At 71.3% G+C, this 21,305-nt stretch carries 20 protein-coding genes; 6 read left to right on the forward strand and 14 right to left on the reverse strand.

The genetic code is table 11. The features are described from left to right. Positions 1-260 precede the first annotated feature (260 nt). Complete coding sequence (locus ACFVUT_RS31850) at positions 261-1,157, forward strand: metallophosphoesterase family protein (protein WP_389656989.1); 897 nt, start codon at positions 261-263, stop codon at positions 1,155-1,157. A 39-nt stretch (positions 1,158-1,196) separates the two neighbouring features. On the opposite strand, the gene ACFVUT_RS31855 is transcribed toward ACFVUT_RS31850, so the two are convergent. The 3 genes from ACFVUT_RS31855 to ACFVUT_RS31865 all read right to left on the reverse strand — a co-directional run bounded on the left by ACFVUT_RS31855 (position 1,197) and on the right by ACFVUT_RS31865 (position 3,167). After that, positions 1,197-2,099: a glycosyltransferase family 2 protein gene (locus ACFVUT_RS31855; protein ID WP_389656992.1), complete on the reverse strand. Its 903-nt coding sequence runs from the start codon at positions 2,097-2,099 to the stop codon at positions 1,197-1,199. 161 nt (positions 2,100-2,260) lie between these two features. Further along, complete coding sequence (locus ACFVUT_RS31860) at positions 2,261-2,422, reverse strand: hypothetical protein (protein WP_389656995.1); 162 nt, start codon at positions 2,420-2,422, stop codon at positions 2,261-2,263. An 82-nt stretch (positions 2,423-2,504) separates the two neighbouring features. After that, complete coding sequence (locus tag ACFVUT_RS31865; protein ID WP_389656998.1) at positions 2,505-3,167, reverse strand: ScbR family autoregulator-binding transcription factor; 663 nt, start codon at positions 3,165-3,167, stop codon at positions 2,505-2,507. A gap of 133 nt (positions 3,168-3,300) precedes the next feature. Here ACFVUT_RS31865 and ACFVUT_RS31870 point away from each other — a divergent pair, with 133 nt between their 5' ends. Further along, positions 3,301-4,353: a ScbA/BarX family gamma-butyrolactone biosynthesis protein gene (locus tag ACFVUT_RS31870; protein ID WP_389657003.1), complete on the forward strand. Its 1,053-nt coding sequence runs from the start codon at positions 3,301-3,303 to the stop codon at positions 4,351-4,353. Next, positions 4,350-5,291 carry an NAD-dependent epimerase/dehydratase family protein gene (locus tag ACFVUT_RS31875; RefSeq protein WP_389657006.1) on the forward strand — a complete coding sequence of 314 codons (942 nt, stop codon included), beginning with the start codon at positions 4,350-4,352 and terminating at the stop codon, positions 5,289-5,291. Before ACFVUT_RS31870 ends, ACFVUT_RS31875 begins: the two co-directional genes overlap by 4 nt. A gap of 21 nt (positions 5,292-5,312) precedes the next feature. Here the strand turns inward: ACFVUT_RS31875 and ACFVUT_RS31880 are convergent, their stop codons facing one another. Together ACFVUT_RS31880 and ACFVUT_RS31885 are read right to left on the reverse strand one after the other, a co-directional pair. Then, positions 5,313-6,194, reverse strand: a complete 882-nt coding sequence (locus ACFVUT_RS31880; RefSeq protein WP_389657009.1) for a PhzF family phenazine biosynthesis protein — start codon at positions 6,192-6,194, stop codon at positions 5,313-5,315. Positions 6,195-6,356: 162 nt separating this feature from the next. Further along, positions 6,357-7,361 (reverse strand): Gfo/Idh/MocA family protein, encoded by a 1,005-nt coding sequence (locus tag ACFVUT_RS31885; RefSeq protein ID WP_389657229.1) that lies wholly within the window; start codon positions 7,359-7,361, stop codon positions 6,357-6,359. An 85-nt stretch (positions 7,362-7,446) separates the two neighbouring features. Between ACFVUT_RS31885 and ACFVUT_RS31890 the strand changes: the two genes are divergently transcribed. After that, positions 7,447-8,769, forward strand: a complete 1,323-nt coding sequence (locus ACFVUT_RS31890; RefSeq protein ID WP_389657012.1) for a multidrug effflux MFS transporter — start codon at positions 7,447-7,449, stop codon at positions 8,767-8,769. Positions 8,770-8,908: 139 nt separating this feature from the next. Here ACFVUT_RS31890 and ACFVUT_RS31895 read toward each other — a convergent pair whose 3' ends face one another. Further along, entirely contained in the window at positions 8,909-10,216 is a 1,308-nt protein-coding gene (locus ACFVUT_RS31895; RefSeq protein ID WP_389657015.1) for a hypothetical protein, read from the reverse strand. A 141-nt stretch (positions 10,217-10,357) separates the two neighbouring features. On the opposite strand from ACFVUT_RS31895, the gene ACFVUT_RS31900 reads away from it, so the two are divergent. Next, entirely contained in the window at positions 10,358-11,365 is a 1,008-nt protein-coding gene (locus ACFVUT_RS31900) for a small ribosomal subunit Rsm22 family protein (protein ID WP_389657018.1), read from the forward strand. A gap of 85 nt (positions 11,366-11,450) precedes the next feature. On the opposite strand, the gene ddaH is transcribed toward ACFVUT_RS31900, so the two are convergent. Beyond that, positions 11,451-12,320, reverse strand: a complete 870-nt coding sequence (gene ddaH, locus ACFVUT_RS31905; RefSeq protein WP_389657021.1) for a dimethylargininase — start codon at positions 12,318-12,320, stop codon at positions 11,451-11,453. 470 nt (positions 12,321-12,790) lie between these two features. Between ddaH and ACFVUT_RS31910 the strand changes: the two genes are divergently transcribed. Continuing rightward, a complete protein-coding gene (locus ACFVUT_RS31910) occupies positions 12,791-13,537 on the forward strand; it encodes a bifunctional DNA primase/polymerase (RefSeq protein WP_389657024.1) in 747 nt (248 codons plus the stop codon). A 52-nt stretch (positions 13,538-13,589) separates the two neighbouring features. On the opposite strand, the gene ACFVUT_RS31915 is transcribed toward ACFVUT_RS31910, so the two are convergent. The 7 genes from ACFVUT_RS31915 to ACFVUT_RS31945 all read right to left on the reverse strand — a co-directional run bounded on the left by ACFVUT_RS31915 (position 13,590) and on the right by ACFVUT_RS31945 (position 21,210). Then, complete coding sequence (locus ACFVUT_RS31915; protein WP_389657027.1) at positions 13,590-14,522, reverse strand: hypothetical protein; 933 nt, start codon at positions 14,520-14,522, stop codon at positions 13,590-13,592. Further along, complete coding sequence (gene efeU / locus ACFVUT_RS31920) at positions 14,455-15,426, reverse strand: iron uptake transporter permease EfeU (protein WP_389657030.1); 972 nt, start codon at positions 15,424-15,426, stop codon at positions 14,455-14,457. The genes ACFVUT_RS31915 and efeU overlap by 68 nt, the downstream gene beginning before the upstream one ends. A gap of 85 nt (positions 15,427-15,511) precedes the next feature. Continuing rightward, on the reverse strand, positions 15,512-16,825 hold the full coding sequence (gene efeB, locus ACFVUT_RS31925) for an iron uptake transporter deferrochelatase/peroxidase subunit (RefSeq protein ID WP_389657033.1): 1,314 nt from the start codon (positions 16,823-16,825) through the stop codon (positions 15,512-15,514). Between the two features lie 20 nt (positions 16,826-16,845). Next, entirely contained in the window at positions 16,846-17,982 is a 1,137-nt protein-coding gene (efeO, locus tag ACFVUT_RS31930; RefSeq protein WP_389657036.1) for an iron uptake system protein EfeO, read from the reverse strand. A gap of 188 nt (positions 17,983-18,170) precedes the next feature. Further along, a complete protein-coding gene (locus ACFVUT_RS31935; RefSeq protein WP_389657039.1) occupies positions 18,171-19,010 on the reverse strand; it encodes a heme ABC transporter ATP-binding protein in 840 nt (279 codons plus the stop codon). After that, the gene (locus tag ACFVUT_RS31940; protein WP_389657043.1) at positions 19,007-20,119 is read right to left on the reverse strand and encodes a FecCD family ABC transporter permease; all 1,113 of its coding nucleotides are present in this window, start codon (positions 20,117-20,119) and stop codon (positions 19,007-19,009) included. Before ACFVUT_RS31940 ends, ACFVUT_RS31935 begins: the two co-directional genes overlap by 4 nt. Then, positions 20,116-21,210 (reverse strand): hemin ABC transporter substrate-binding protein, encoded by a 1,095-nt coding sequence (locus ACFVUT_RS31945; RefSeq protein WP_389657046.1) that lies wholly within the window; start codon positions 21,208-21,210, stop codon positions 20,116-20,118. Before ACFVUT_RS31945 ends, ACFVUT_RS31940 begins: the two co-directional genes overlap by 4 nt. Positions 21,211-21,305 lie beyond the last annotated feature (95 nt).

Here is a 21,305-nt window from a genome sequence, read left to right on the forward strand (position 1 = left end):
TCAACGTCCCCAGATCATCACTCGAACCACGCGACTTCGACGACAGACTCGTAAGAACCTGCGCCCCCATGTCGAACTTCATCCAGTCCCCCTGCCAAGCCGTTCGAATACCCGTGAGTCCCATGATTATCGACTCGGGAGCCCCGAGGCAATCGTTGGCAACTCCTGTGACACACGCGTGACAGCCGGCCGAAGGGTGCTGTGTCGAGACCGTCCATGAGGCACGATCTTGTTCAGTCACTCCTCGGGAAAGGGTCTCCATGTCCGATCGTGCTGATGGAAACCGCGGGTCGCTGCTCGCGGTGAGCGACCTTCACGTCGGGATCGGGGAAAACCGTCCCATCATCGAGTCGCTGCGGCCGGAATCGGACGAGGACTGGCTCATCGTCGCCGGAGACGTCGCGGAACACGCCGAGGACGTGGAGTGGGGGCTGCGGCTGCTCGCGGACCGCTTCTCCAAGGTGATCTGGACCCCGGGGAACCACGAGCTGTGGACGCCCACGCGCGATCCGGTCCAACTGCGGGGCCAGGAACGGTATGAGCATCTGGTCGAGGTGTGCCGGGGGCTCGGGGTGTCCACGCCGCAGGACCCGTATCCGGTGTGGCCCGGCCCCGAAGGACCGGTGGCCGTCGCGCCGGTGTTCCTGCTGTACGACTACAGCTTCCGGGCGCCGGGCACGACGACCAAGGAGCAGTCCCTGGCATACGCGCACGAGACGGGGGTGGTGTGCACCGACGAGTATCTGCTGCACCCCGACCCGTACCCGAGCCGTGACGCCTGGTGCCGGGCGCGGGTGGCGGAGACCGAGCAGCGTCTTGCCGCGCACGACCCGGAGATTCCGCTGGTCATCGCCGGCCACTGGCCCCTGGTCCGCGACCCGATGGCCGTCCTGACGTATCCCGAGTTCGCCCAGTGGTGCGGTACGGAACTCACCGCCGACTGGCACCGGCGCTTCAACGTGGCCGCCATGGTCTACGGACATCTGCACATTCCCCGCACGACCTGGTACGACGGGGTGCGCTTCGAGGAGGTCTCGATCGGCTACCCCAGGGAGTGGCGGAAGCGGGGCCATCCCAAGGGGCTCCTGCGTCGCATCCTCCCGTACGGGGACGGTGCCACCGCGCCGGGGACCTTCGGAGGGGGACCGGCGCGTTGAGCACGCAGTGGTCCCGGCGGGCCCGACACGGGACGGCGGTCAGATGACGGGCGGCCGTCCCAGTTTCGTCATCCGCCACACCGTGCGCCACCGCATCGGCCGGCGCCTGCCGCACGGCGTGCGGACCCCCTCGGTGAAGCCGCCGGCCCAGGCGCGCAGGCCCGTCGCGGACCGGGTGCGGGCCACGGTGAGGAGCGTCCAGACGCCCAGGTAGGCCGGGACCAGGGGGAGCGGCAGATTGCGGCGTGCCAGCCAGACGCGGTTGCGGGCCGTCATCCGGTAGTAGACGGAGTGCCTGGCCGGGGAGGTCTTGGGGTGCTGGAGCAGCAGATCGGGCTCGTACAGGATCTGCCAGCCGGCGTCGAGCGCCCGCCAGGACAGGTCCGTCTCCTCGTGCGTGAAGAAGAATTCCGCGGGCCAGGGCCCCGTCTCGGCGAGCATCTTCATGGAGAATGCGTGGCCGCCACCCAGGAACGCGGTGACCGGGCCGCGCCGCATCGGGTCGGCCGCGCGCAGGCGCGGGACGTGGCGGCGCTGGGTCTCGCCGTGCTCGTCGGCGATCCGGAAGCCGACGATGCCCAGCCGCGGGTCGGCGGCGTACAGCTCCTGGACCTTGCGGAACACCCCGTTGTCGACGAGGAGTCCGTCGTCGTCGAGCTCGATGACGACGTCCGTGTCGCCGAACTCCGCCAGCTCGCGCAGGGCGACATTGCGGCCCCCGGGGCAGCCCAGGTTCTCGTCGAGCTCGATCACCGTGACGCCGCCGGGCAGATCGGACAGACCGGGAAAGGCGGTGAAGTCCGGGAGTGGTGAGCCGTTGCCCACGACGACGACCCGGTCCGGCCGGACGTCCTGCCCGGCCACCGAGGCGAGCAGCGCTTCGACCTGCCGCGGGCGATCGCCCATGGTGACGATGGATACGGCGATGCGCGGTGGGGACACGGTCGGCACTCCTGATTTCGCTGCGGTGCCCGCGATCGTAGCGGCCCTCTCGTCACCCGATGTTCAACGGGTGGTCGCCGCCGTGTCATACCGGGTGACTCTTCGTCAGGACGGGGCCAGAGGGACGCCGGAGCAATGTGCAGGACGACGTCAGAGCGACGTCAGGACGATGCCCCCGGGGCATTCCGTGCGGAGTCGACCCGGCCCCGCGAGCGCGCCGCGATGCGCCGCACATGTCCGTCGAAGACGGCTGCCGCATCGGGGATGAGGGTGCGCAGGGCGACCATCGCCGTCACGATGACGTCGCAGAGTTCGGCCTCCACGTCCTGCCGGGCGTCATGACCCGGTGCTGCCCGTCGTCATGGCCCCGGTGTGGGAACGGCGCCGCGCCGCTCCCCGTGCCCGTCAGCCGGACGCGCCTGCCTGACTGGGCACCGTTTCGAGGGTGCCGAACAGCCGCTCACCGCGGTCCTCGGCCATGTCGAGGGTGGCCAGTACGGCCGGGGTGGAGATGCTCGGCAGTACGTAATGCAGCAGGACGGAGATCCGACGCCCCAAGTCCTCCCGCTTGCACAGGGCTTGGGACATCACCTGAATACCGGAGAAGGAACCCGCCAGCATCTCCGCGGTCTCGCGCGGCTGGACGTGCGGCAGGAGTTCGCCCTGGTCCTTCGCCGCGTTCAGCAGCTGTTCGAGCCGGTCTATCCAGGCACGGAACGGGGTGCCGCGGTCGAGGCCCTCCACGGCTTGGTCCATGGCCAGTCCGACGCTGGCACGCACCAGCGGCTCATGACGGAGCCGGTGGGCGAGCAGCATGCCCTGATCGACCAGTTCCTGAAGCTTCGTCAGCTGGGGAGGCAGCGGATCGCTGTCCAGCTGCACGTCCATCACCCCGAGTGCCAGGTCTTCCTTCGAGGTGAAATGGAAGTAGAGCGCCCCTTTTGTCACCCCGGCCCGCGTGAGGATTTCACTGATGGTGGCGCTGCTGTAGCCGCGTTCATCGAAAACAGCGGCGGCCGCCACCAGGATCGACCGCCGAGTCTGGATCGCGCGCGCCTGCTGTGCCATCAGCTACGAGTCTCTCTCGGTCGTGGCGTGGTCAGCGCCACTGGGATATGGCTGGATAGGAAAACCGGACTGTCAGTATCTTACTGCGAGGGTGGCCCGCCCTCCCGGTAAGGATCCCCTGGGAGGAAAATTCATGGTTCAGCTCACCTCGCACAGCGCTTTGGTGCCCGTCGGGGACGCCGACGCCACCGAATTCCCCAGCACGCCCGCGGGGGACGGGACGGCGCTGAGAGGCAGGCACGGGGAGCCGGCCTTCCCGAGACATCTGGTGCACCGGTCCGATGCCGAGGACGTCTTCCCGACCGCCTGGACGCCGCAGACCGACACCCAGTTCTCCGTAGCGGCGCGTTGGCCGCAGGCGCACCGTTTCTTCACCCCCGTGTCCGGCCGTTACCAGGACCCGCTGCTGATCGCGGAGACCATGCGACAGACCACGATGCTGCTGGGGCACGCGGCGTTCGACGTCCCGGTGGGGGACCAGTTCGTGATGTGGGAGCTGGCGTACGTCTCCGAGCCCGATCAGCTCCTCCTGGACGAGGAGTCCTGGGACATCACGGTGGATGTGTCCTGCTCCCGGATCCGGCGGCGCGGCCGGAGCCTCGGCTCCATGCACGTCGAACTGCTCCTGCACCGCCTCGGCACCGTCCTCGCCCGCGGCGGCGGGCGCATCAGCTGCACCTCGGCCAAGGTGTACGACAGGCTGCGGGGCGACCGGCAGGGCGTGATCGGCGCTCCGATACCCCTCCTGCCCGCCCTCGCACCGGCCGAGGTGGGCAGGACCGATGAACGCGACGTCGTACTGGCACCCGGACCGCAGCGGAACGTGTGGCAACTGCGGCTCGACACCGGGCATCCGACGTTGTTCGGGCGGCCCAACGACCATGTGCCGGGCATCCTGCTGCTGGAGGCGGCCCGGCAGGCCGCCGTCGCCGCCACTCCCGGCCACGACTTCCTTCCGGCGTCGGTGAAGACCGACTTCCTCCGCTACGTGGAACTGGACCGCCCCTGCTGGATCGAGGCCCGGTCCGTCCCGTCCGCCGACCGTGCGACGACCCGGGTGCATGTCTCGGCGACCCAGGACGGCGAGCAGGTCTTCGCCTGCGTCCTCGGCTCTCCGGTCGGCCGGCACGGTACGGCCGGGAGCCGGGGGAGCCGGCCGGGCGACCGGCAGAATGACCAGTCATGACACTGCGCATACTCATCACCGGAGCGACGGGCTTCATCGGCGGTCACGTCGTGGCCGCGGCCCGGGCCACCCCCGGCCTCCGGCCGCGTCTCATGACCCACAGGACAGCCCTCGCCGTATCGGCGACGGAGAGCGCCGGGAGCGGCGTCGAGACGGTGTACGGAGATCTCGCCGACCCCGCGACACTGCGCGGCAGCTGCGAGGGCATCGACGCGGTGATCCACTGCGCCTCCTGGATCGGTGGCGACGAACCGACCGCCCGGTCCGTAAATGATCATGGAACCCGTGCTCTGGTCGAAGAGGCGAACCGCTGCGGGGTCACCCGGATCGTGTACCTGAGCACGGCATCCGTCTACGGCCGGGGCCCGTTCACCCGGCTGCGGCCCGGAGAGGCCGAGCCTGCCCCGTCCTCGGCCACCAGCCGCACCCGCGCCGCCGCCGAACAGCACGTCCTGGCGGCCGGCGGCGTCGTTCTGCGCCCGCACATCGTGTACGGGGCCGGGGACCGATGGGCCGTGCCCGGTCTGGTCGCGCTGGTCCGGCAGCTCTCGGCCGGTCTGACCGGTTGCGAGGCGCGGCACTCGATGATCGACGTGGAGGCGCTGGGCCGGGCGCTGCTCGGTGCGGCGCTGTCCCCGAAGAGCCCGGCCGGGGTCTACCACGTCAACCACCCCGATCCGGTGAGCTGTTCGCAGCTGCTGTCCACGGTCGTCGACGAACTCCGGCTGCCCTGGGGAACCACCGGCGTCGACGTGGACACGGCCCGCGAGCGGCTCGCCGGCGTCCCGTACGCGCTGCACCACCTCGGCATGCTCGCCGTGGACCACTGGTTCACCGACGAACGGGTCGGCCGGGACTTCGGCTGGGAGCCGGGCGAAGGGTTCCCGGCCGCGTTCGCCCGGCACGCGTCCTGGTACCGCCGGCACCTCAGCGGCTGACGGCCCCGCGGCGCCTCCGCGTCACGCCTCGATCCGCGTGCCCGTACCGCTCACCCGCACCCGGGCGTCGCCCGCCCGCAGCTCCACCGACAGCGTGCCGGGGCGGCCCATGTCCTCGCCCTGGTGCAGGGTGAGGGCCGCGGTGTCCGGGACGAGGCCCAGGGTGCGCGCATAGGCGCCGAAGGCGGCCGCCGCCGCGCCCGTCGCGGGATCCTCGACCACGCCACCGACCGGGAACGGGTCGCGGACGTGGAAGACGGTCGGCGATGCCCGCCACACCAGTTGGAGCGTGGTCAGGTCCAGCCGGTGCATGAGGGCTTCGAGGCGGGCGAAGTCGTACGCGAGGCCCGCGAGCCGCTCACGCGTCGCGGCGGCCAGCACCAGGTGGCGGGCGCCCGCGAAGGCGATGCGGGGCGGCAGGGCGGGGTCGAGGTCGGCAGCCGGCCAGTCCAGGGCGGCCAGCGCCTCCGACAGGTCGTCCGGGGCGATGTCCACGACGTCCGGTTCGACGCTGGTGAGCGTGGCGCGCAGCTCGCCGCCCTCCTGGGCGACCGTGACCGGGACCGCACCCGCGCGGGTGTGGAACACCAGATCGCCGGGGCCGTCGCGCTCGGCGAGCGCGAGGGCCGTCGCCACGGTGGCGTGGCCGCAGAACGGGACTTCGGCCTTCGGGCTGAAGTAGCGGATCGTGTAGGCGCGGGCAGCCGACGGCCCTTCGCCGCCCGGGTCGCCGCTCCCGGTCAGAAAGGCCGATTCGCTGTAACCCAGCTCCGCCGCCACCGCGAGCATCGCCGCGTCGTCGAGGCCGGACGCGTCAAGGACGACCCCTGCCGGATTGCCGCCCTCCGGGTCGGTGGAGAAGGCGGTGTAGCGCAGGACCTCGGCACCTGGATTTCGGCTCATGCCGGAGGTCAACCCAGCCGCGCCCCGGGGCATTCCCGGCCCGGCCGGACGGGCGGCCGTCCGACGCCGCGGGCCGCCCGATCAGAGGCCCCCGGCAGCCTCGCCGCCCGTCGAACCGCCGCAGGACAGAACTCAGGCCGAGGCCCTGGCGGCCGGGGCCGGTCAGCCGAGGCCGTCGGCCGGGTAGCGGACGCCGATGCGCTCACGCACCGCGTCGAGCGTCCGCATCACGGCGAGGGATCCGTCCAGCGGCACCAGGGGCGACTCCGTCTCGCCCGCCCGCAGCGCCCGCGCCACCTCGGCCTGCTCGAACTGCATGCCGCGCAGATCCGGACCCGTCGCCGGAGCGGTGACCGTCTCCGGCTCGCGCCCCTCCCGGTGCAGCACGAACCGCTCCGGGTAGAAGAAGCCGCGCGGGAAGTCGATCCGCCCCTTCGTGCCCGTGATCGAGGCGGTCTGCGGGGTGTCCCCGACGATCGAGCAGTTCAGCAGTGCCGAGGCGCCCGCCCCCGACCAGGTCAGCAGCATCGAGGTGTTCAGGTCGACGCCCTCGGGCGAAAGCAGCGCGTCGGCCTGCACCCCGTCCGGCTCGCCCAGCAGCAGATGCGCGAACGACACCGGATAGACCCCGAGATCCAGCAGCGCGCCGCCGCCCAGCGCCGGGTCGCGCAGCCGGTGCTCCGGACCGAAAGGACCCGCGATCCCGAAGTCGGCCTGCACGGTGCGGACATCGCCGATGGCGCCGTCCCGGACCAGCTCCGTCATGCGCCGGACCACCGGGTTGCAGTACGTCCACATCGCCTCCATCAGGAAGAGGCCGCGGTCGCGGGCGAGCTTCACCAGCTCGTCCGCCTCCCGCGCGTTGAGCGTGAACGCCTTCTCGCACAGCACGTGCTTCCCGGCCTCCAGGCACAGCGCGGCGGCTTCCCGGTGCGCCGAGTGCGGCGTCGCGACGTACACCACATCGACCTCGTCGTCGGCGACGAGGTCGGCCCAGCTGCCGTACGCCCGGGGGATGCCGAACCGCTCCGCGAACGCCTTCGCCGAGGCGTCCGTACGGGACGCGACGGCCACCACCTCCGCGTCCGGCATCGACCGCAGGTCCTCGGTGAACGTCGCGGCGATTCCGCCCGTGGCCAGTACGCCCCAGCGCACCTTTCCGCTCATATCCGCCATGCCTGCTCCAAAAAGGTCTCGACCAGCCCCGCTGAGCTGAGAGCATAGATGCGGATTCAACGACATGGAGATGGAAATGCCGGAGAGCGGCGCGAGCCGGGCCCAGCAGGAACGCACACACATACCGACCACCGGGACCGGGACCGCGGGATCCCTGGACACCGGCACACCTCCGGGACATCCGGCCGCCTCCACCGCGGCCCGGCGCACCGGACTCCTCGTCACCCTGGTTCTCGGCGGCCTCACGGCGTTGCCGCCGCTCTCCATGGACATGTACCTCCCGGCGCTGCCCGCGGTCACCGACTCGCTGCACGCCTCCGCCGCGACCGTGCAGCTCACCCTCACCGCCTGTCTCACCGGCATGGCGCTCGGACAGATCGTCGTCGGACCGATGAGCGACCGGTGGGGGAGGCGCAGGCCGCTGCTCCTCGGCATGATCGTCTACGTCGTCGCCACCGCGATCTGCGTCTTCGCGCCCACTCCGGAACTCCTCATCGGCTTCCGCCTCCTCCAGGGGCTGGCCGGCGCGGCGGGGATCGTCATCTCCCGCGCGGTGGTGCGCGACCTGTACGACGGCCTGGAGATGGCCTCGTTCTTCTCCACCCTGATGCTGATCTCGGGCGTCGCACCGGTCATCGCGCCGCTGATCGGCGGGCAGGTGCTGCGGTTCACCGACTGGCGGGGGATCTTCGCCGTCCTCACCGTCGTCGGCGTGCTGCTCACCCTGGTCGTCTGGAAGTGGCTGCACGAGACCCTGCCGCCGCAGGACCGGCACACCGGCGGCATCGGCGACGCGCTGCGCACCATGCGCGGGCTGCTCGCCGACCGGGTCTTCACCGGCTACATGATCGCGGGCAGCCTCGCCTTCGCCGCCCTCTTCTCGTACGTGAGCGCGTCGCCGTTCGTCGTGCAGGAGATCTACGGAGCCTCACCGCAGACGTTCAGCCTGCTCTTCGGCATCAACTCGATCGGTCTGATCGCCGTGGGCCAGATCAACGGCAAGGTGCTGGTCGGCCGGATCAGCCTGGACAGGGCGCTCGGCTTCGGGCTCTCGGTCATCGTGCTGGCCGCGGTGGCGCTGCTGCTGATGACGACCGGGGTCTTCGGGGACGTGGGTCTGGTCCCGGTGGCCGCCGGGCTCTTCGTGCTGATGTCGGCGATGGGGCTCGCGATGCCGAACACGAACGCGCAGGCCCTGATGCGGACGAAGCACGCCGCCGGGTCCGCCTCCGCGCTTCTCGGTACGTCGTCGTTCCTGATCGGTGCCATCGCCTCGCCGCTCGTCGGGATCGCGGGCGAGGAGACCGCCGTTCCCATGGCCGTCGTGCAACTGGTGTGCGCGGTGGGCGCGATGGCCTGCTTCCTGGGGATGTGCCGGCCCTGGCAGCGGGCTGCGTGACGGGGCCGGCCCCACGCGCCGGGTGCGCCGCTCCGGCCTTCCCGCGCCCCACCCGTAGCGGGTAGCAGCGGGGCGCGGCACTGCCCGGCCGTGTCACGCGGGCCGGGCCGTGCCCCGCCGCGTGACACGGTGACGCGGACTAGTGCGCGCTCGGGTAGCCGATCAGATGCGGGCGGTCCTTCTCGTCCGTCCAGCGGAACAGGCCCACGCCGTCCGACGTCACCGCGCCCGGAACCCGCTGGTTGGAGGGCAGCGCACCCGTCGAGCCGCTCCTGACCGCGACCGCGACGGGGGCGCCGCCACCGGCCAGTACGTCCGCGGCGTTGCGCGCGTTGGCCGCGCCGTACGCGACGCCTTCGTCGTTCACCGACGCCAGCGTCAGCGGCTTCGTACCGTCCGTCCCCTCGAAGCAGAACCCCCGCTTCGTCGACAGGTCGAAGGCGAGCGGCCCGGCCACCAGGAAGTTGCCCGACGGGGCGGAGACGAGCTGCGGGTACTGCCCCGGCTTGATCGCGGGCTTGCTGCACTCCACCGAGGCGAGCGGCTTGCCCGTCTCCAGGTCGTGCACCGCCCACAGGTCGTGCGTGGCGGCGCGCTTCGCCCCCTTCGCGAGCTGCCACTTGGCCAGGATCAGCCCCGGGATCACCGAGGTCGGGATTCCGCTGACCCGGTCGGTGCCCTTGGGGGCGACATTGCGGCTGAACCAGCCGCCCTGCACCCAGAACTCCTTGGCCCCGCTGACCAGCAGCCCCGCCCCCGTCAACCCGCGCACCTCGGTGAGCTGCTTGCAGGTCTTGCAGCCCTTCGGGTACTTGAGCGCGTCGGCGGCGACCTTCGACACCCGGCCGGACACCGGGTCGACCACCGCACTGTTCGTCCGGCCGTCGCTGATGAGGATGCCGGGACCGGTGGTGGAGACCGTCGGCACGGAGCCCCACGGCACCTCGATGCGGCGCCGGGAGCCGTCCTCCACGTCGTAGACGTCCAGCGAGACGATCGTGTCGGCAGGCGTCAGCGCGTTCTCGCCGACCTTCCCGTACGCCCACGTCACGAAGTACTCGTGGTCGTCCACGGTGACCGGGAGCAGCTTCGGGAAGTGCTGCGGGGACGGGGGACGCCAGGTCTCGCCGTGCCAGCCGGCCTCCCCGGTCTCCGAATCGATGGTCCGCAGCTGGTACTGCGTGTCCGAGATCCGCACGAGGTAGGCGAGAGCGCCCGTCGTCCGGGAGAGCGCGTAGTCGGGCGACGTACCGATGAGTTCCCAGCCGTCCTTCGTGGAGAACACGGAGGGAACGGTGAGCTGGGTCACCGGTGCCGCACTCGCGGCGACCTGTTTCTTCGGCTTGTCGGAGCTCTTCTCGCCGCTGCCGCAGGTGGCCAGCAGAAGAAGCATGGCAAGCAGGAGGATTCCGCCGACCAGTACCAGGCGCACGATCTTCTGTCTCATGGTTTCCCTCTATGGGCGATCCCGACCTCGCGCCGGTCAGCGTAGCAACTGGCGGAGACCTCGGGGCAGTTCGGATCCGGCGTCTTCCACTTCCGGTGGCAGGCCGGAAACAGGTGGTTCACCTCCGCCTACAATTCGTCGGTGAACGCCACCCTCCCCACCGCGGAAGTCCTGCGCACGGCGCTGGCCGGACTGCTCGACGGGCTGCCGCCCAAGCAGGCGGCCCAGGCCGTCGACCGGCTCATCGCCAACTACCGCGGGACCACCCCCACCGACGCCCCGGTGCTCCGCGACCGCTCCGACGTCGCCGCGTACGCCGCGTACCGGATGCCCGCGACCTTCGAAGCGGTACGGTCCGCCCTCGCCGCGCTCCAGGAGGCCGCCCCGGACTGGGTGCCCGCCACGCACACCGACGTCGGCGGCGGCACCGGAGCGGCGAGCTGGGCCGTGGCAGGGGCCTGGGAGGGGCCGCGGACCACCGTCCTGGACTGGGCCGAGCCCGCACTCGCCCTCGGCCGTGAACTGGCCGCCGCCTCCGGCGTCCCCGCGTTGCGTGCCGCCGAGTGGCGCCGGGCCCGCATCGGCGCGGGCCTCGAACTCGCCCCCACGGACCTGATCACCGTCTCCTACGTGCTCAAGGAGCTGACGGAAGAGGCCCGCGCCGGTCTCGTCGCCGCGGCGGCAGCCGCCGCACAAGCGGTCGTGATCGTCGAGCCGGGCACCCCCGACGGCTACGACCGGATCATCGAGGCCCGCGACCGTCTGATCGCCGCCGGGCTTGAGGTCGCCGCGCCCTGCCCGCACGACGACGCCTGCCCCATAGAGCCGGGCGCGGACTGGTGCCACTTCTCGGCCCGGGTCAGCCGCTCCTCGCTGCACCGGCAGGTCAAGGGCGGCTCGCTGCCCTACGAGGACGAGAAGTTCAGCTATGTCGTGGCGACCCGCTTCGGGACGGAGCCCGTCCGGGAGCGCGTCATCCGCAAGCCGCAGATCCGCAAGGGGCAGGTACTGCTGGACCTGTGCACCCGTGACGAGGCCCTGCGCCGCTCCACGGTCACCAAGCGGCACGGCGAGCTGTACCGGGCCGCCCGGGACATCGCCTGGGGCGACGCGTGGCCGCCACGCGACACGGGGCCGTCCGGCGCCTGAGGGCCCGGCCGGACGGCCCCGGGCCGGACCGCCTCCGGCCGCTCGGGCGGCTTCCGGGGGCGCCTTCGGCCACAGGCGCCCCCGGCTACCCGCGCAGCTCCTGCGTGCAGCACTTCACGCTGCCGCCGCCCTTCAGCAGCTCACCCAGATCCATCGGCACCGGCTCGAAGCCGCGCGCCCGCAAGGGTTCCAGGAGCCCCGTGGCGCCCTGCGGCAGCAGCACGTGCAGCCCGTCGCTCACCGCGTTCAGGCCGAGCGCCGCCGCGTCCGCCTCCTGGGCGATCAGCGCATGGGGGAAGAGCCGCGCCAGCACCGAGCGGCTGCCCGGCGAGAACGCGCCCGGGTAGTACATGATCTCGTCGCCCGCGTCGTCGAGCACGGACAGGGCCGTGTCCAGGTGGTAGTAGCGCGGGTCGACCAGATCGAGCCCGATCACCGGGCGCCCGAAGAACTCCTGCGCCTCGTCGTGCGAGAGCGGGCTGGACCTGAAGCCCCGGCCGGCCAGGATGTACGACGCGGTGACCGCGAAGTCCCCCTCGCCCTCGTTGACGTGGGCCGGTTCGTGGACCTCGGTGAAGCCGTGGTCCACGAACCACGCGCGATGGGCCCCGGCCTCCGCGTACCGCTCCCGGTACGCGAACCGGGCCCCCAGCACCCGGCCGTCGATGACGGTGGCGCCGTTGGCGGCGAAGACCATGTCGGGCAGCCCGGGGTGGGGAGTGAGCAGCTCCACGGTGTGCCCGAGGGCGCGGTACCGGTCGCGCAGGTCCTCCCACTGGGTCTGGGCCAGGGGGAGGTCCACGGGCTTGCTGGGATCCATCCAGGGATTGATGGAGTACGTCACCCTGAAGTGGGCCGGAGCGCACATCAGGTATCGGCGGGGAGTGGCCCGACGAGCGGGGGTGCGGCGTGCGACGCCTCGGTGAGGGGCGGCGGCCGTGCGACGGGTGGGCAATGAGGGCTCCTCACGGAAAGCAGGGGTCGCCTGCCGGAAGACATCGCACCGGGTGTGTGCGTGAGGCCATGGTCCGCTCTCCGGGGTCCGTGCGCAGTGATCCGATCGGGTGGTTCCGCACGGTGATGAGTTGCTGCACACCGGTGACCCCGCTGCCGGCTGCGCGCCGCGCGGACTGACACCGCTCTGAGACGCCCCGCCACGCCCGCGGGAGAGGCGCACCCGTCCTGACCGTGAGCGCGCCCGTCACGGTCAGGAGAGGTGCGCCCCGTCCTGATCGCGAGCGCGCCCGTCACGGTCAGGAGGCGCGCCCGTCACGGTCAGGAGGCGCACCCGTCATTTCATGACAAGAACTGTCATAGTGCCCGGCTTGCCGCTTCGTCTCCCGCACCCCGCTTCGGGACTCGGGCCACGTGAGGCGCAGGATGGTGGGACCATGGGGCAGGGACAACGCTGAGGTAAGGGGATAGATGGGCGTCGATTTCGGCCGTTATCGCGGCTCAGAGAGCAAATTTTCCCAATGGCTCCGCCGTCGGCCCAAACCGCGGCGGGGCGAGGGCGACGAAACCGCCCGGGAGGCGCTGCTCCTCGCTGTCGCCGAGGCCGGAATGCCGATCGCACCCGCTGCCCACCCCATCGGCTACCGATGTTCGTGCGAACGCATCGGCTGTCCCACCCCCGCCCGGCACCCCGTCTCCTTCGCCTGGCAGACGCAGTCCACGACCGACCGTGCCCAGATCGAGCGCTGGGCCCGCAGCCAGCCGCAGGCCAACTTCATCACCGCCACCGGCATGATCCACGACGTACTCGACGTTCCGCTGTCCGCGGGCAGTCAGGCGCTGGAGCGGCTTCTCGCCGCGGGTGTCGACGTCGGCCCCGTCGCCCGGTCCGGCGACGACCGGATGCTGTTCTTCACCGCCACCCGCGGGACGCCGGAGGACGAGGACGAGTGGTGGCCGTGCGAGCTGGACTGCCACCCCGAGACCATGGACGAGCATCCCGGGCTGCGCTGGCACTGCCGCGGCAGCTACGTACTCCTGCCGCCGGCCGCACTCCCCGGTGAGCTGGACGTGCGGTGGGAGCGGGGGCCGGAGAACCCGCTGCCCGATCCGCTGACGCTGCTGGAGACGCTCACCGACGCCTGTGCGCGATACGCGGACGCGGCCGACCAGAGTGATCTCGACCACAGCTCGGTGGCGTGGCCGCTGAGCCGCTGAGCCGTGTGAGCCGCTGAGCGGTCGGTGAGGTGACCGGGCAGGCCGTCCCCGGTCACGACCCCTTCGCGGACGTCAGTCCCGGCAGCCGGTTCAGGATGACCACCTTGCCGTCCGCCGCCCCCTTCTTCGGGACGTACACCAGCTGGCCGGAGATCCGCTCCTTGGTGAGGGTGGACTTCACCTCACCGGTCAGCAGCGCCTCCACATCCTCGTTGACCGGCGGACGCAGCCCCGCCGCCGCTGTCTGCCGTTCGAAGTGCTTGCTGCTGAAGAAGACCAGCGCGCCACCGTCGTCCGTCCGAAGGCCGAGCGGGGCGAACGCGCCGCTGTCCAGCGGCCGGTCGATGTACTGGTACGAGAAGCCCGCACGCCGGGTGGTGCGGCGCGCCTCCCGCCAGCCCGAAGTGGCGCTGCCGGGGGCGAAGACGTCCGGGGAACCCTTCTGCAGGTACTCCGTGTACTGGGTGCCCAAGTCCTCCGGAGCCACGGCCAGTTCGGTGGTGTCCGCGGTGACCGGTTCGGCCCTGCCGTCACTGTCCTTCGTGAAGCGGGGCAGTGCCGACGGTGCGACGACCGACAGATAGGACGCCTTCCATCCGGCCCGCGGCCCGGACTTGACGAAGACGACCAGCCAGCGGGTGTCCAGCTTCCCGTTGTCCTCGTCGCGGTTGGAGTCGGTGTCCGCGAGGAACCACCTCGGCCAGCCGGCCTTCTTCGGGATGAGATACGTGGCGTCGGTCAGCTCCAGCGGCCGGTGGTTCGCGTTGCCGTCCGGATTGTTCTTCTGCCGTGCCTTCAGCCCGGCCTGGTTGATCGCCCCGAGGGCGCCCGTGACATGGTCCGCGTCCAGAGTCGGGTCGTACGCCTTGTCCGCCGCGTTGTACGCGGCGGTGAACTCCTTCAGGATTTCGGCGGCCTCAGACCTCGTTGCCGCCGGTACCACTTCCAGCTCGCCGTGCACCGTCACGCACCCGCTCGCCGTCAAGGACAGCACCGTCGCCGCCGCGATCCCCGTCGCCAGCCGAATCGGCCTCAGGATTCTCATCCGTTGCTTTCTGCGCCTTCTGATCCGTCGCCCCCACTGACCGTCCGAACCCTACCGGTGCGAGGAACAGAGCGAGAGTGGGGATCAGATACAGCGCCCACACCGTGATCTGGAGAACGGTCGGGTCGGGCTGGAAGTTGAACGTGCCCTTCAGCAGCGTGCCGTACCAGCTGTCCGGCGGAATCGTGGCGCTGATGTCGAACGCCTGGTTGTGGAGACCGCCGATGAACTCGGCCTCCTGCAGGTCGTGGACGCCGTACGCGAGCACACCCGCGGCGACGACCACCAGCATCCCGCCGGTCCAGGTGAAGAACTTCGCCAGATTGATCTTCAGCGCACCGCGGTAGAACAGCCAGCCCAGCACCACGGCGGCCGCGATACCGAGGAGCGCGCCGATCATCGGATGCCAGCCGTCGTCCGCCGCATGCACCGCACGCCACACGAACAGCGAGGTCTCCAGGCCCTCCCGGCCCACCGCGAGGAGAGCCGTGGCGACCAGTGCGCCGGTGCCCATCGCGAGAGCCGCGTCGAGCTTGCCGTGCAGCTCCGACTTCAGATGCCGCGCGGTGCGCCGCATCCAGAAGACCATCCAGGTGACCAGGCCGACCGAGATGATCGACAGGGAGCCGCCCAGCGCCTCCTGGGCCTTGAACGTCATCTCCTGCGAACCGAATTCGAGGCCGGCGCCGAACGCCAGGCTGACGACGACCGCGATCCCGACACCGGTCCAGATCGGCAGCAGTTTGTTCCTGTTGCCGGTCTTCACCAGGTAGGCGATGAGGATGCAGACGACCAGGCAGGCCTCCAGGCCCTCGCGCAGGCCGATCAGGAAGTTGCTGAACACGTCTCGGTTCTCCTTTTCTCTCTGAGCCCCGCAGAGGGGGCCGGCGAGGGGCGGCGGCGTCGCGCGGCCCCCCTCGTCGGTTCCTCTACGCGAACAGCGCCCGACCCCACCAGTCGTCCTTGTCGCGGACGCCCGGCGGGACGGCGAAGTGCGCCGAACCCACGTGCTGGATGTACGCGTTGAGCGCGTCGTGCGCCGCGAGGCGCCGCTGCAACGGAATGAAGGCCTCGCGGGTGTCCCGCTGGTAGGCGAGGAAGAACAGGCCCGCGTCGAGCCGGCCGAGGCCGTCCGTGCCGTCGGTGAAGGAATAGCCGCGGCGCAGGATCGTCGCACCGCCGTTGCTGTCCGGATGGGCGAGCCGCACATGGGCGGTCGGCAGCATCGCCTTCAGGAACGGCTCGTCGCGCTCCCTGGACTTGCCGACCGGTGCGCCTTCGCCCTTGTCGCGGCCGAAGACGTCCTCCTGCTCCTGGAGCGGTGCCCGGTCCCAGGTCTCGATGTGCATCCGGATGCGCCGGGCCACCAGGTACGAACCCCCGGTCATCCAGCCCGCCCCGTCCTTCCCGCCCACCCACACGTGCTGGTCCAGGGCGGCGGTGTCGGTGCCGGAGACGTTCCGGGTGCCGTCCTTGAAGCCCATCATGTTGCGCGGGGTCTGGGCGTCGGGCGTCGTCGACGACGTCTTGCCGAAGCCCAGCTGGGACCAGCGGACCGCGGCGCGGCCCATGCCGATCCTGGCGAGGTTGCGGATGGCGTGCACCGCGACCTGCGGGTCGTCCGCACACGCCTGCACGCACAGATCGCCGCCGCTGCGCGCCGGTTCGAGGTTGTCGCCGGGGAACTTCGGCAGGTCGACGAGCGCCTCGGGGCGTCTGTCCTCCAGCCCGAACCGGTCCCTGGCGAAGAGCGAGGGGCCGAAGCCGAGGGTGAGCGTGAGCCGGGACGGTTTCAGCCCGAGCGCCTCGCCCGTGTCGTCCGGCGGCGCCTCGGCCGGACCGCCGTACGCGCCGTCGCCGACCGCGTGACCGGCCGTCATCCGCTCGGCGGCCCGCGTCCACTCCTTGAGCAGCGCGACCAGTTCGGCGCGGTCCTCCGTCGTCACGTCGAACGCGGCGAAATGCAGCCGGTCCTGCACGGCGGTGGCGATACCGGCCTGGTGCGCGCCGTGGAACGGCACGGCCGCACCACTGTCCGCGGCCGGTACCGCGTCGCTCCCGGTACGCACCGCGGCGACCGCGCCACCGGCCGCCACCGCGCCCAGGGCCAGCCCGGCGCCGCCCCAGCCGAGCAGTGCCCGGCGGGACGGAGCGGCGCTGTCGGAACCGGCGGACGGAGCGGTGCTGTCGGAACCGGCGGACGGAGCCGCGGCGCCGGCGGTGCTCTGCGTCTGGTCGGACATGACCGAAGCCTTCCCGTCCGCTACTTCGTCACCGCGGCGGCGAGCTTGGACAGCGGCTCGGCCAGCGCGTTGACCGCGTCCGACAGCTTCTTGCGGTCCGCCTTGCCGACCTTCTCGTAGGAGGTGAAGTCGTAGGAACCGGTGTCCTTGCGGTACGTGTCCAGCAGGGCGTTCAGCGCCGCGAACTGCTTGTCCAGGGACGCCGTCAGCGCCGCGTCGTTCTTCGAGGCGATCGGCTTCAGCAGCTCGTAGGACTTCTCCGCGCCCTCGACATTGCCCTTGAAGTCGATGAGGTCGGTGTGGCTGTAGCGCTCCTCCTCACCGGTCACCTTGCCGGTGGCGACCTCGTCGAGGAGTTCCTTGGCGCCGTTGGCCATCGACGTCGGGGTGATGTCCGCCGTGCCGACCCGCTTCTGCCAGTCGAGCAGGTCCTTGTAGAGGACCGGAGCGAGGGCCTTCTCCTCCGCACCCAGCTTCTTGTCCTGCCACAGCGCCTTCTCCAGGTGGTGCCAGCCGGTCCACTTCTGGCCGTCCTCCAGGCCGTCCTCCCGGATGTCGACCTTCGGGTCGATGTCACCGAAGGACTCGGCGACCGGCTCGGTGCGCTCCCAGCCGAGCCGGGACTCGGCGTAGAGCTTCTTGGCGGTCTCGATGTCGCCCGCGGCGACGGCGTCCGTGAAGGCCTTGGCCTTCGGCAGCGTCTCGTCGGCCTGCTCCTGGACGTACGTGCGGTAGGCGGCGACCGCCTTGTCCATCTCGGGGCTGCGCTTGGCCGCGTTGTCCCCGGTGACCTCGATCTTCTGCCGGATGCCGTTGCCCTTCATGCCAGGCTTGCAGGCGATCTCGTACGAACCGGCCTTGATCTCGGCCGTGATGGTGGCGCGGGTGCCGGGGCCGATGTTCTCGCGCTCGGCGACGATGCGGTCGTCCGGGAACAGGACGTAGACCTCGGTGACCTTCGATCCCTTGTTCTGCACGGCCAGTTGGACATGACCGGCCGGCAGTTCCTTCTTCGAGACCTCGCAGGAGTCGTCCTTCGCGACGACCTGCACGGCCCCCTCGCCCTTGCCGTCGCTCTTCTCGGCGCAGCCCGTGACAGCGGTCAGGGCGGCCACGGTCGCGGCAGCGGTGACGACGGAGAGACGAACGGCTCGCATGCGGACTCCACAGGACGAAGAGGGAAGGAGGATGAGACGGGACAAAGGCAGGTGAGGCGAACCTAACTTAACCGAGGCTTACCTCACCGATACCCACCCGTGCAGTGATTCAGCTCTCATCACCGCGGGGCGGGAACGGGGCGATCACGGATGACTCCCGAACGACCCATGGAAGGGTCAAGTGACGGTCAAGCGCCCCGTGTCGGTACGACGAGGGGCACCCCGGTCCGCGGATGCGGGAACACCTCGACCGGCTGCCGGTAGACCGCGCCGAGCAGTTCGCCCGTGAACACCCCGGCGGGCGGGCCCGCCACCGCGATCCGTCCGCCGTGCAGCACGGCCGCCCGGTCCGCGTACGCCGCGGCCAGCCCCAGATCGTGCAGCACGACGACGACCGCGTCACCGGCGGCGGCCCGCTCCCGGCAGATCCTCAGCACCAGTTCCTGGTGGCGCAGATCGAGCGCCGCGGTCGGCTCGTCCAGCAGGAGCAGCGGGGCGCGCTGCGCCAGCACCCGGGCCAGGGCGACTCGGGCCCGCTCGCCGCCGGACAGTGCGGAGAAGGGCCGTCCGGCGAACTCGGTCACCTCGGTGGCCGCCATCGCCGCGGCGACGGCCGGATCGTCCTCGTCCGCCCGCTCCGTCCCGGCCCACGGCGCCCGCCCCATCCGTACGACGTCCTCCACCGGGAACGGGAACGACAGCGCGGCGGACTGCGGCAGCACGGCCCGGCGCAGGGCCAGTTCGGAGGACGACCAGTCGGCGGCCGGGCGCCCGTCGATCCGCACCTCACCGCTCTCGGCGGCCAGATCGGCGGCCAGCGCCGCCAGCAGGGTCGACTTCCCGGCCCCGTTGGGCCCGACGAGCGCCAGCACCTCGCCCGCGTGCGCGGTCAGTTCGATGCCGTCGAGCACGGGCCGTTGTCCCAGCCGCACCCCCAGCCCGCGCGCCTCGGCGACGGGGGAGCCGGGGGAGGCCGGAGCGGGCAGCCGCCGGCCCCGCGCTCGGAACGGGTTCTTCAAGGCCCTCATGCCCAACCACCTTGCCTACGACGGGTCCTGCGCAGCAGCCAGAAGAAGAACGGGCTGCCGAAGAGCGCGGTCAGCACACCGAGCGGCAACTCGGCGGGATCGGCGACGGTACGGGCCGCGAGATCGCCCGCCACCAGCACCAGAGCGCCGCCCAGTGCGCTGCCGGGGACGAGGAAGCGATGCCCCGGGCCGTTCGCCATCCGCAGCAGATGCGGAACCAGCAGCCCCACGAACGAGATGATTCCGGCGACCGCCACCGCGGCCGCGGTCAGCAGCGCCACGACGAGGACGAGCACGATCCGCAGCCGTTCGACATCGACGCCCAGATGCCGGGCGGGCCGCTCGCCCAGGGCGAGGAGGTCCAGCTTCCGGGCGTAGAACGGCGCGACGAGCAGCCCGGCCGCCGCGCACGGCAGCACGGCGAGCACCTTGGGCCAGGTCGCCTGGGCCAGCGAGCCGAGCTGCCAGAAGGTGATCTGCGAGACCTGCGCGTTGTCGGCGAAGAAGACGAACAGTCCGATCAGCGCGCCGGCGAAGGCGTTGACCGCGATCCCGGTGAGGATCAGCGTCACGACCTCCGTCCGGCCGCCCGACCGCGACAGCGCGTACACCAGCGCCACGGTCACGAGCCCGGCGACGAACGCGCAGACGGTGATGGTCCAGTTGCCGAGGAAGTTCAGCCCGAGCGCGATCGAGGCGACCGCGCCGACCGCCGCACCGGAGGAGATCCCGATCACCCCGGGCTCGGCGAGCGGGTTGCCGAACACGCCCTGCATCAGGGCGCCCGCGCAGCCCAGCGACGCCCCGACGAGCAGGGCGAGGACGACCCTCGGCAGCCGTACGTTCCACAGCACGCTCTCGCCGACCCGGTCCAGCGCGGCTCCGCCGAGACCGAGCCGGTGCTGGACGGAGCCGAGGACGTCGCCGAGCGGGATGTCGTACGCGCCGAGCCCGGCGGAGATCAGGGCGCACACCACGAGAGCGGCGAGCAGCCCCGCGGTCAGGGCGAATCCGGAGGAGCGGCGGGGATTCGAGGGCGCCGGGCCGTTCTGCTCGGGCGGTGGCTGCGGGGCGCCGGCGCGGGAGCGCCGTTCGTGCGAGGTGGTCACGTGCCCGCCCCGTCCTCCGGATAGAGCTGTGCGACCAGTTCGCTCAGCACCCGGTCCGTGCGCGGCCCGTAGTTGAGCAGCACGCCGTCGTCGACGGAGACGATCCGCCGGTCCATTCCGGCCGGGGTCTCGGCGACGCCCGGGATCTTCACCAGGCCGTCGACGCCACCCACGGATTCGAGTCCCTTGGTCATCACCAGGATGGCGTCGGGAGCGGCCTTGGCTAGGGCTTCGCTGGTGATGGCGGTGAAGTCCTTCTTCAGCCCGGATGCCTTGCCCGCGTCGACCGCCCCCGCCGCTTCGAGGAGCGAACTCGCGCCGGACTCCCGGCCGCCCAGCAGATAGACGGAGGCCGAGCCGCGCAGATAGAGGAAGGCGACCCGGGGCTTCGTGCGTCCGCCCGCCGGGGCGGGGACGGACTTCTGTACGGCTTCGAGCCGGGACCGGGTGCGCGAGGTGAGTTCGGTGCCGGAGTCGGGCACGCCCAGGGCCGCCGCCACGGTCTCGATCCGGGGTCCGACATCGGCGAGTTCCTTGGCCGGTTCGACGACGACGAGCGGAACGCCCGCATCGCGGATCTGGCCGATGGCCTCCGCGGGACCGGTCGTGGTGTCCGCGAGGACGAGGGTCGGCTTCAGCGACAGCACGCTCTCCGCCGAGACGTCATGGGCGCGGGTCACCACCGGGAGTTTCGCCGCCTGTTCGAACGTGGCGGTGATGTCGCGTGCCACGACCTGCTTGCCGAGACCGAGCGTGAAGACGATCTCGCTCAGGCTGCCGGTCAGCGGAACGATCCGGTCCGCCGAGGAGACCGTGACCGTCGCGCCGTCCGCCGACGTCACCGTGACCGGCAGACGCGGCTTCGGCGCGGTGGACAGGGGCTCCACGCGGTCGGCGTCGGCGCTCCGGGAACTCCGGGAACCGCCGTCGGAAGTCCCCGTGTCCGTGCCGCCGCCGCCGCACCCCGTCAGGAGGAGGGCCAGGGCGACGACGGCTGTGAGCGCGCCCAGGGGGCCACGGTGCCCGACCGGCCCGCGTCCCGGCCGCCGGGTGCCGGGGTCCGGCGGGGCGAAGTCCTGCGAGAAGCGCACTGGGGCACCGTCCTGTCCTTCTGCGGCGAGAAGTTGGCCATGGTCTGCGGGCAATGCGGTGGAAGGGGGGTACCACCACAGAACGCACATAGCTT

Source organism: Streptomyces sp. NPDC058051 (assembly GCF_042885475.1).
Classification (GTDB): domain Bacteria; phylum Actinomycetota; class Actinomycetes; order Streptomycetales; family Streptomycetaceae; genus Streptomyces.

Coding starts and splice junctions, on each gene's coding strand:
- ACFVUT_RS31880 (WP_389657009.1), bottom strand. CDS start 6,194: ATGAGCCGAAATCCAGGTGCCGAGGTCCTGCGCTACACCGCCTTCTCC.
- ACFVUT_RS31875 (WP_389657006.1), top strand. CDS start 4,350: ATGACACTGCGCATACTCATCACCGGAGCGACGGGCTTCATCGGCGGT.
- ACFVUT_RS31910 (WP_389657024.1), top strand. CDS start 12,791: ATGGGCGTCGATTTCGGCCGTTATCGCGGCTCAGAGAGCAAATTTTCC.
- ACFVUT_RS31885 (WP_389657229.1), bottom strand. CDS start 7,361: ATGAGCGGAAAGGTGCGCTGGGGCGTACTGGCCACGGGCGGAATCGCC.
- ACFVUT_RS31890 (WP_389657012.1), top strand. CDS start 7,447: ATGCCGGAGAGCGGCGCGAGCCGGGCCCAGCAGGAACGCACACACATA.
- ACFVUT_RS31895 (WP_389657015.1), bottom strand. CDS start 10,216: ATGAGACAGAAGATCGTGCGCCTGGTACTGGTCGGCGGAATCCTCCTG.
- ACFVUT_RS31935 (WP_389657039.1), bottom strand. CDS start 19,010: ATGAGGGCCTTGAAGAACCCGTTCCGAGCGCGGGGCCGGCGGCTGCCC.
- efeO (WP_389657036.1), bottom strand. CDS start 17,982: ATGCGAGCCGTTCGTCTCTCCGTCGTCACCGCTGCCGCGACCGTGGCC.
- ACFVUT_RS31850 (WP_389656989.1), top strand. CDS start 261: ATGTCCGATCGTGCTGATGGAAACCGCGGGTCGCTGCTCGCGGTGAGC.
- ACFVUT_RS31870 (WP_389657003.1), top strand. CDS start 3,301: ATGGTTCAGCTCACCTCGCACAGCGCTTTGGTGCCCGTCGGGGACGCC.
- efeB (WP_389657033.1), bottom strand. CDS start 16,825: ATGTCCGACCAGACGCAGAGCACCGCCGGCGCCGCGGCTCCGTCCGCC.
- ACFVUT_RS31865 (WP_389656998.1), bottom strand. CDS start 3,167: ATGGCACAGCAGGCGCGCGCGATCCAGACTCGGCGGTCGATCCTGGTG.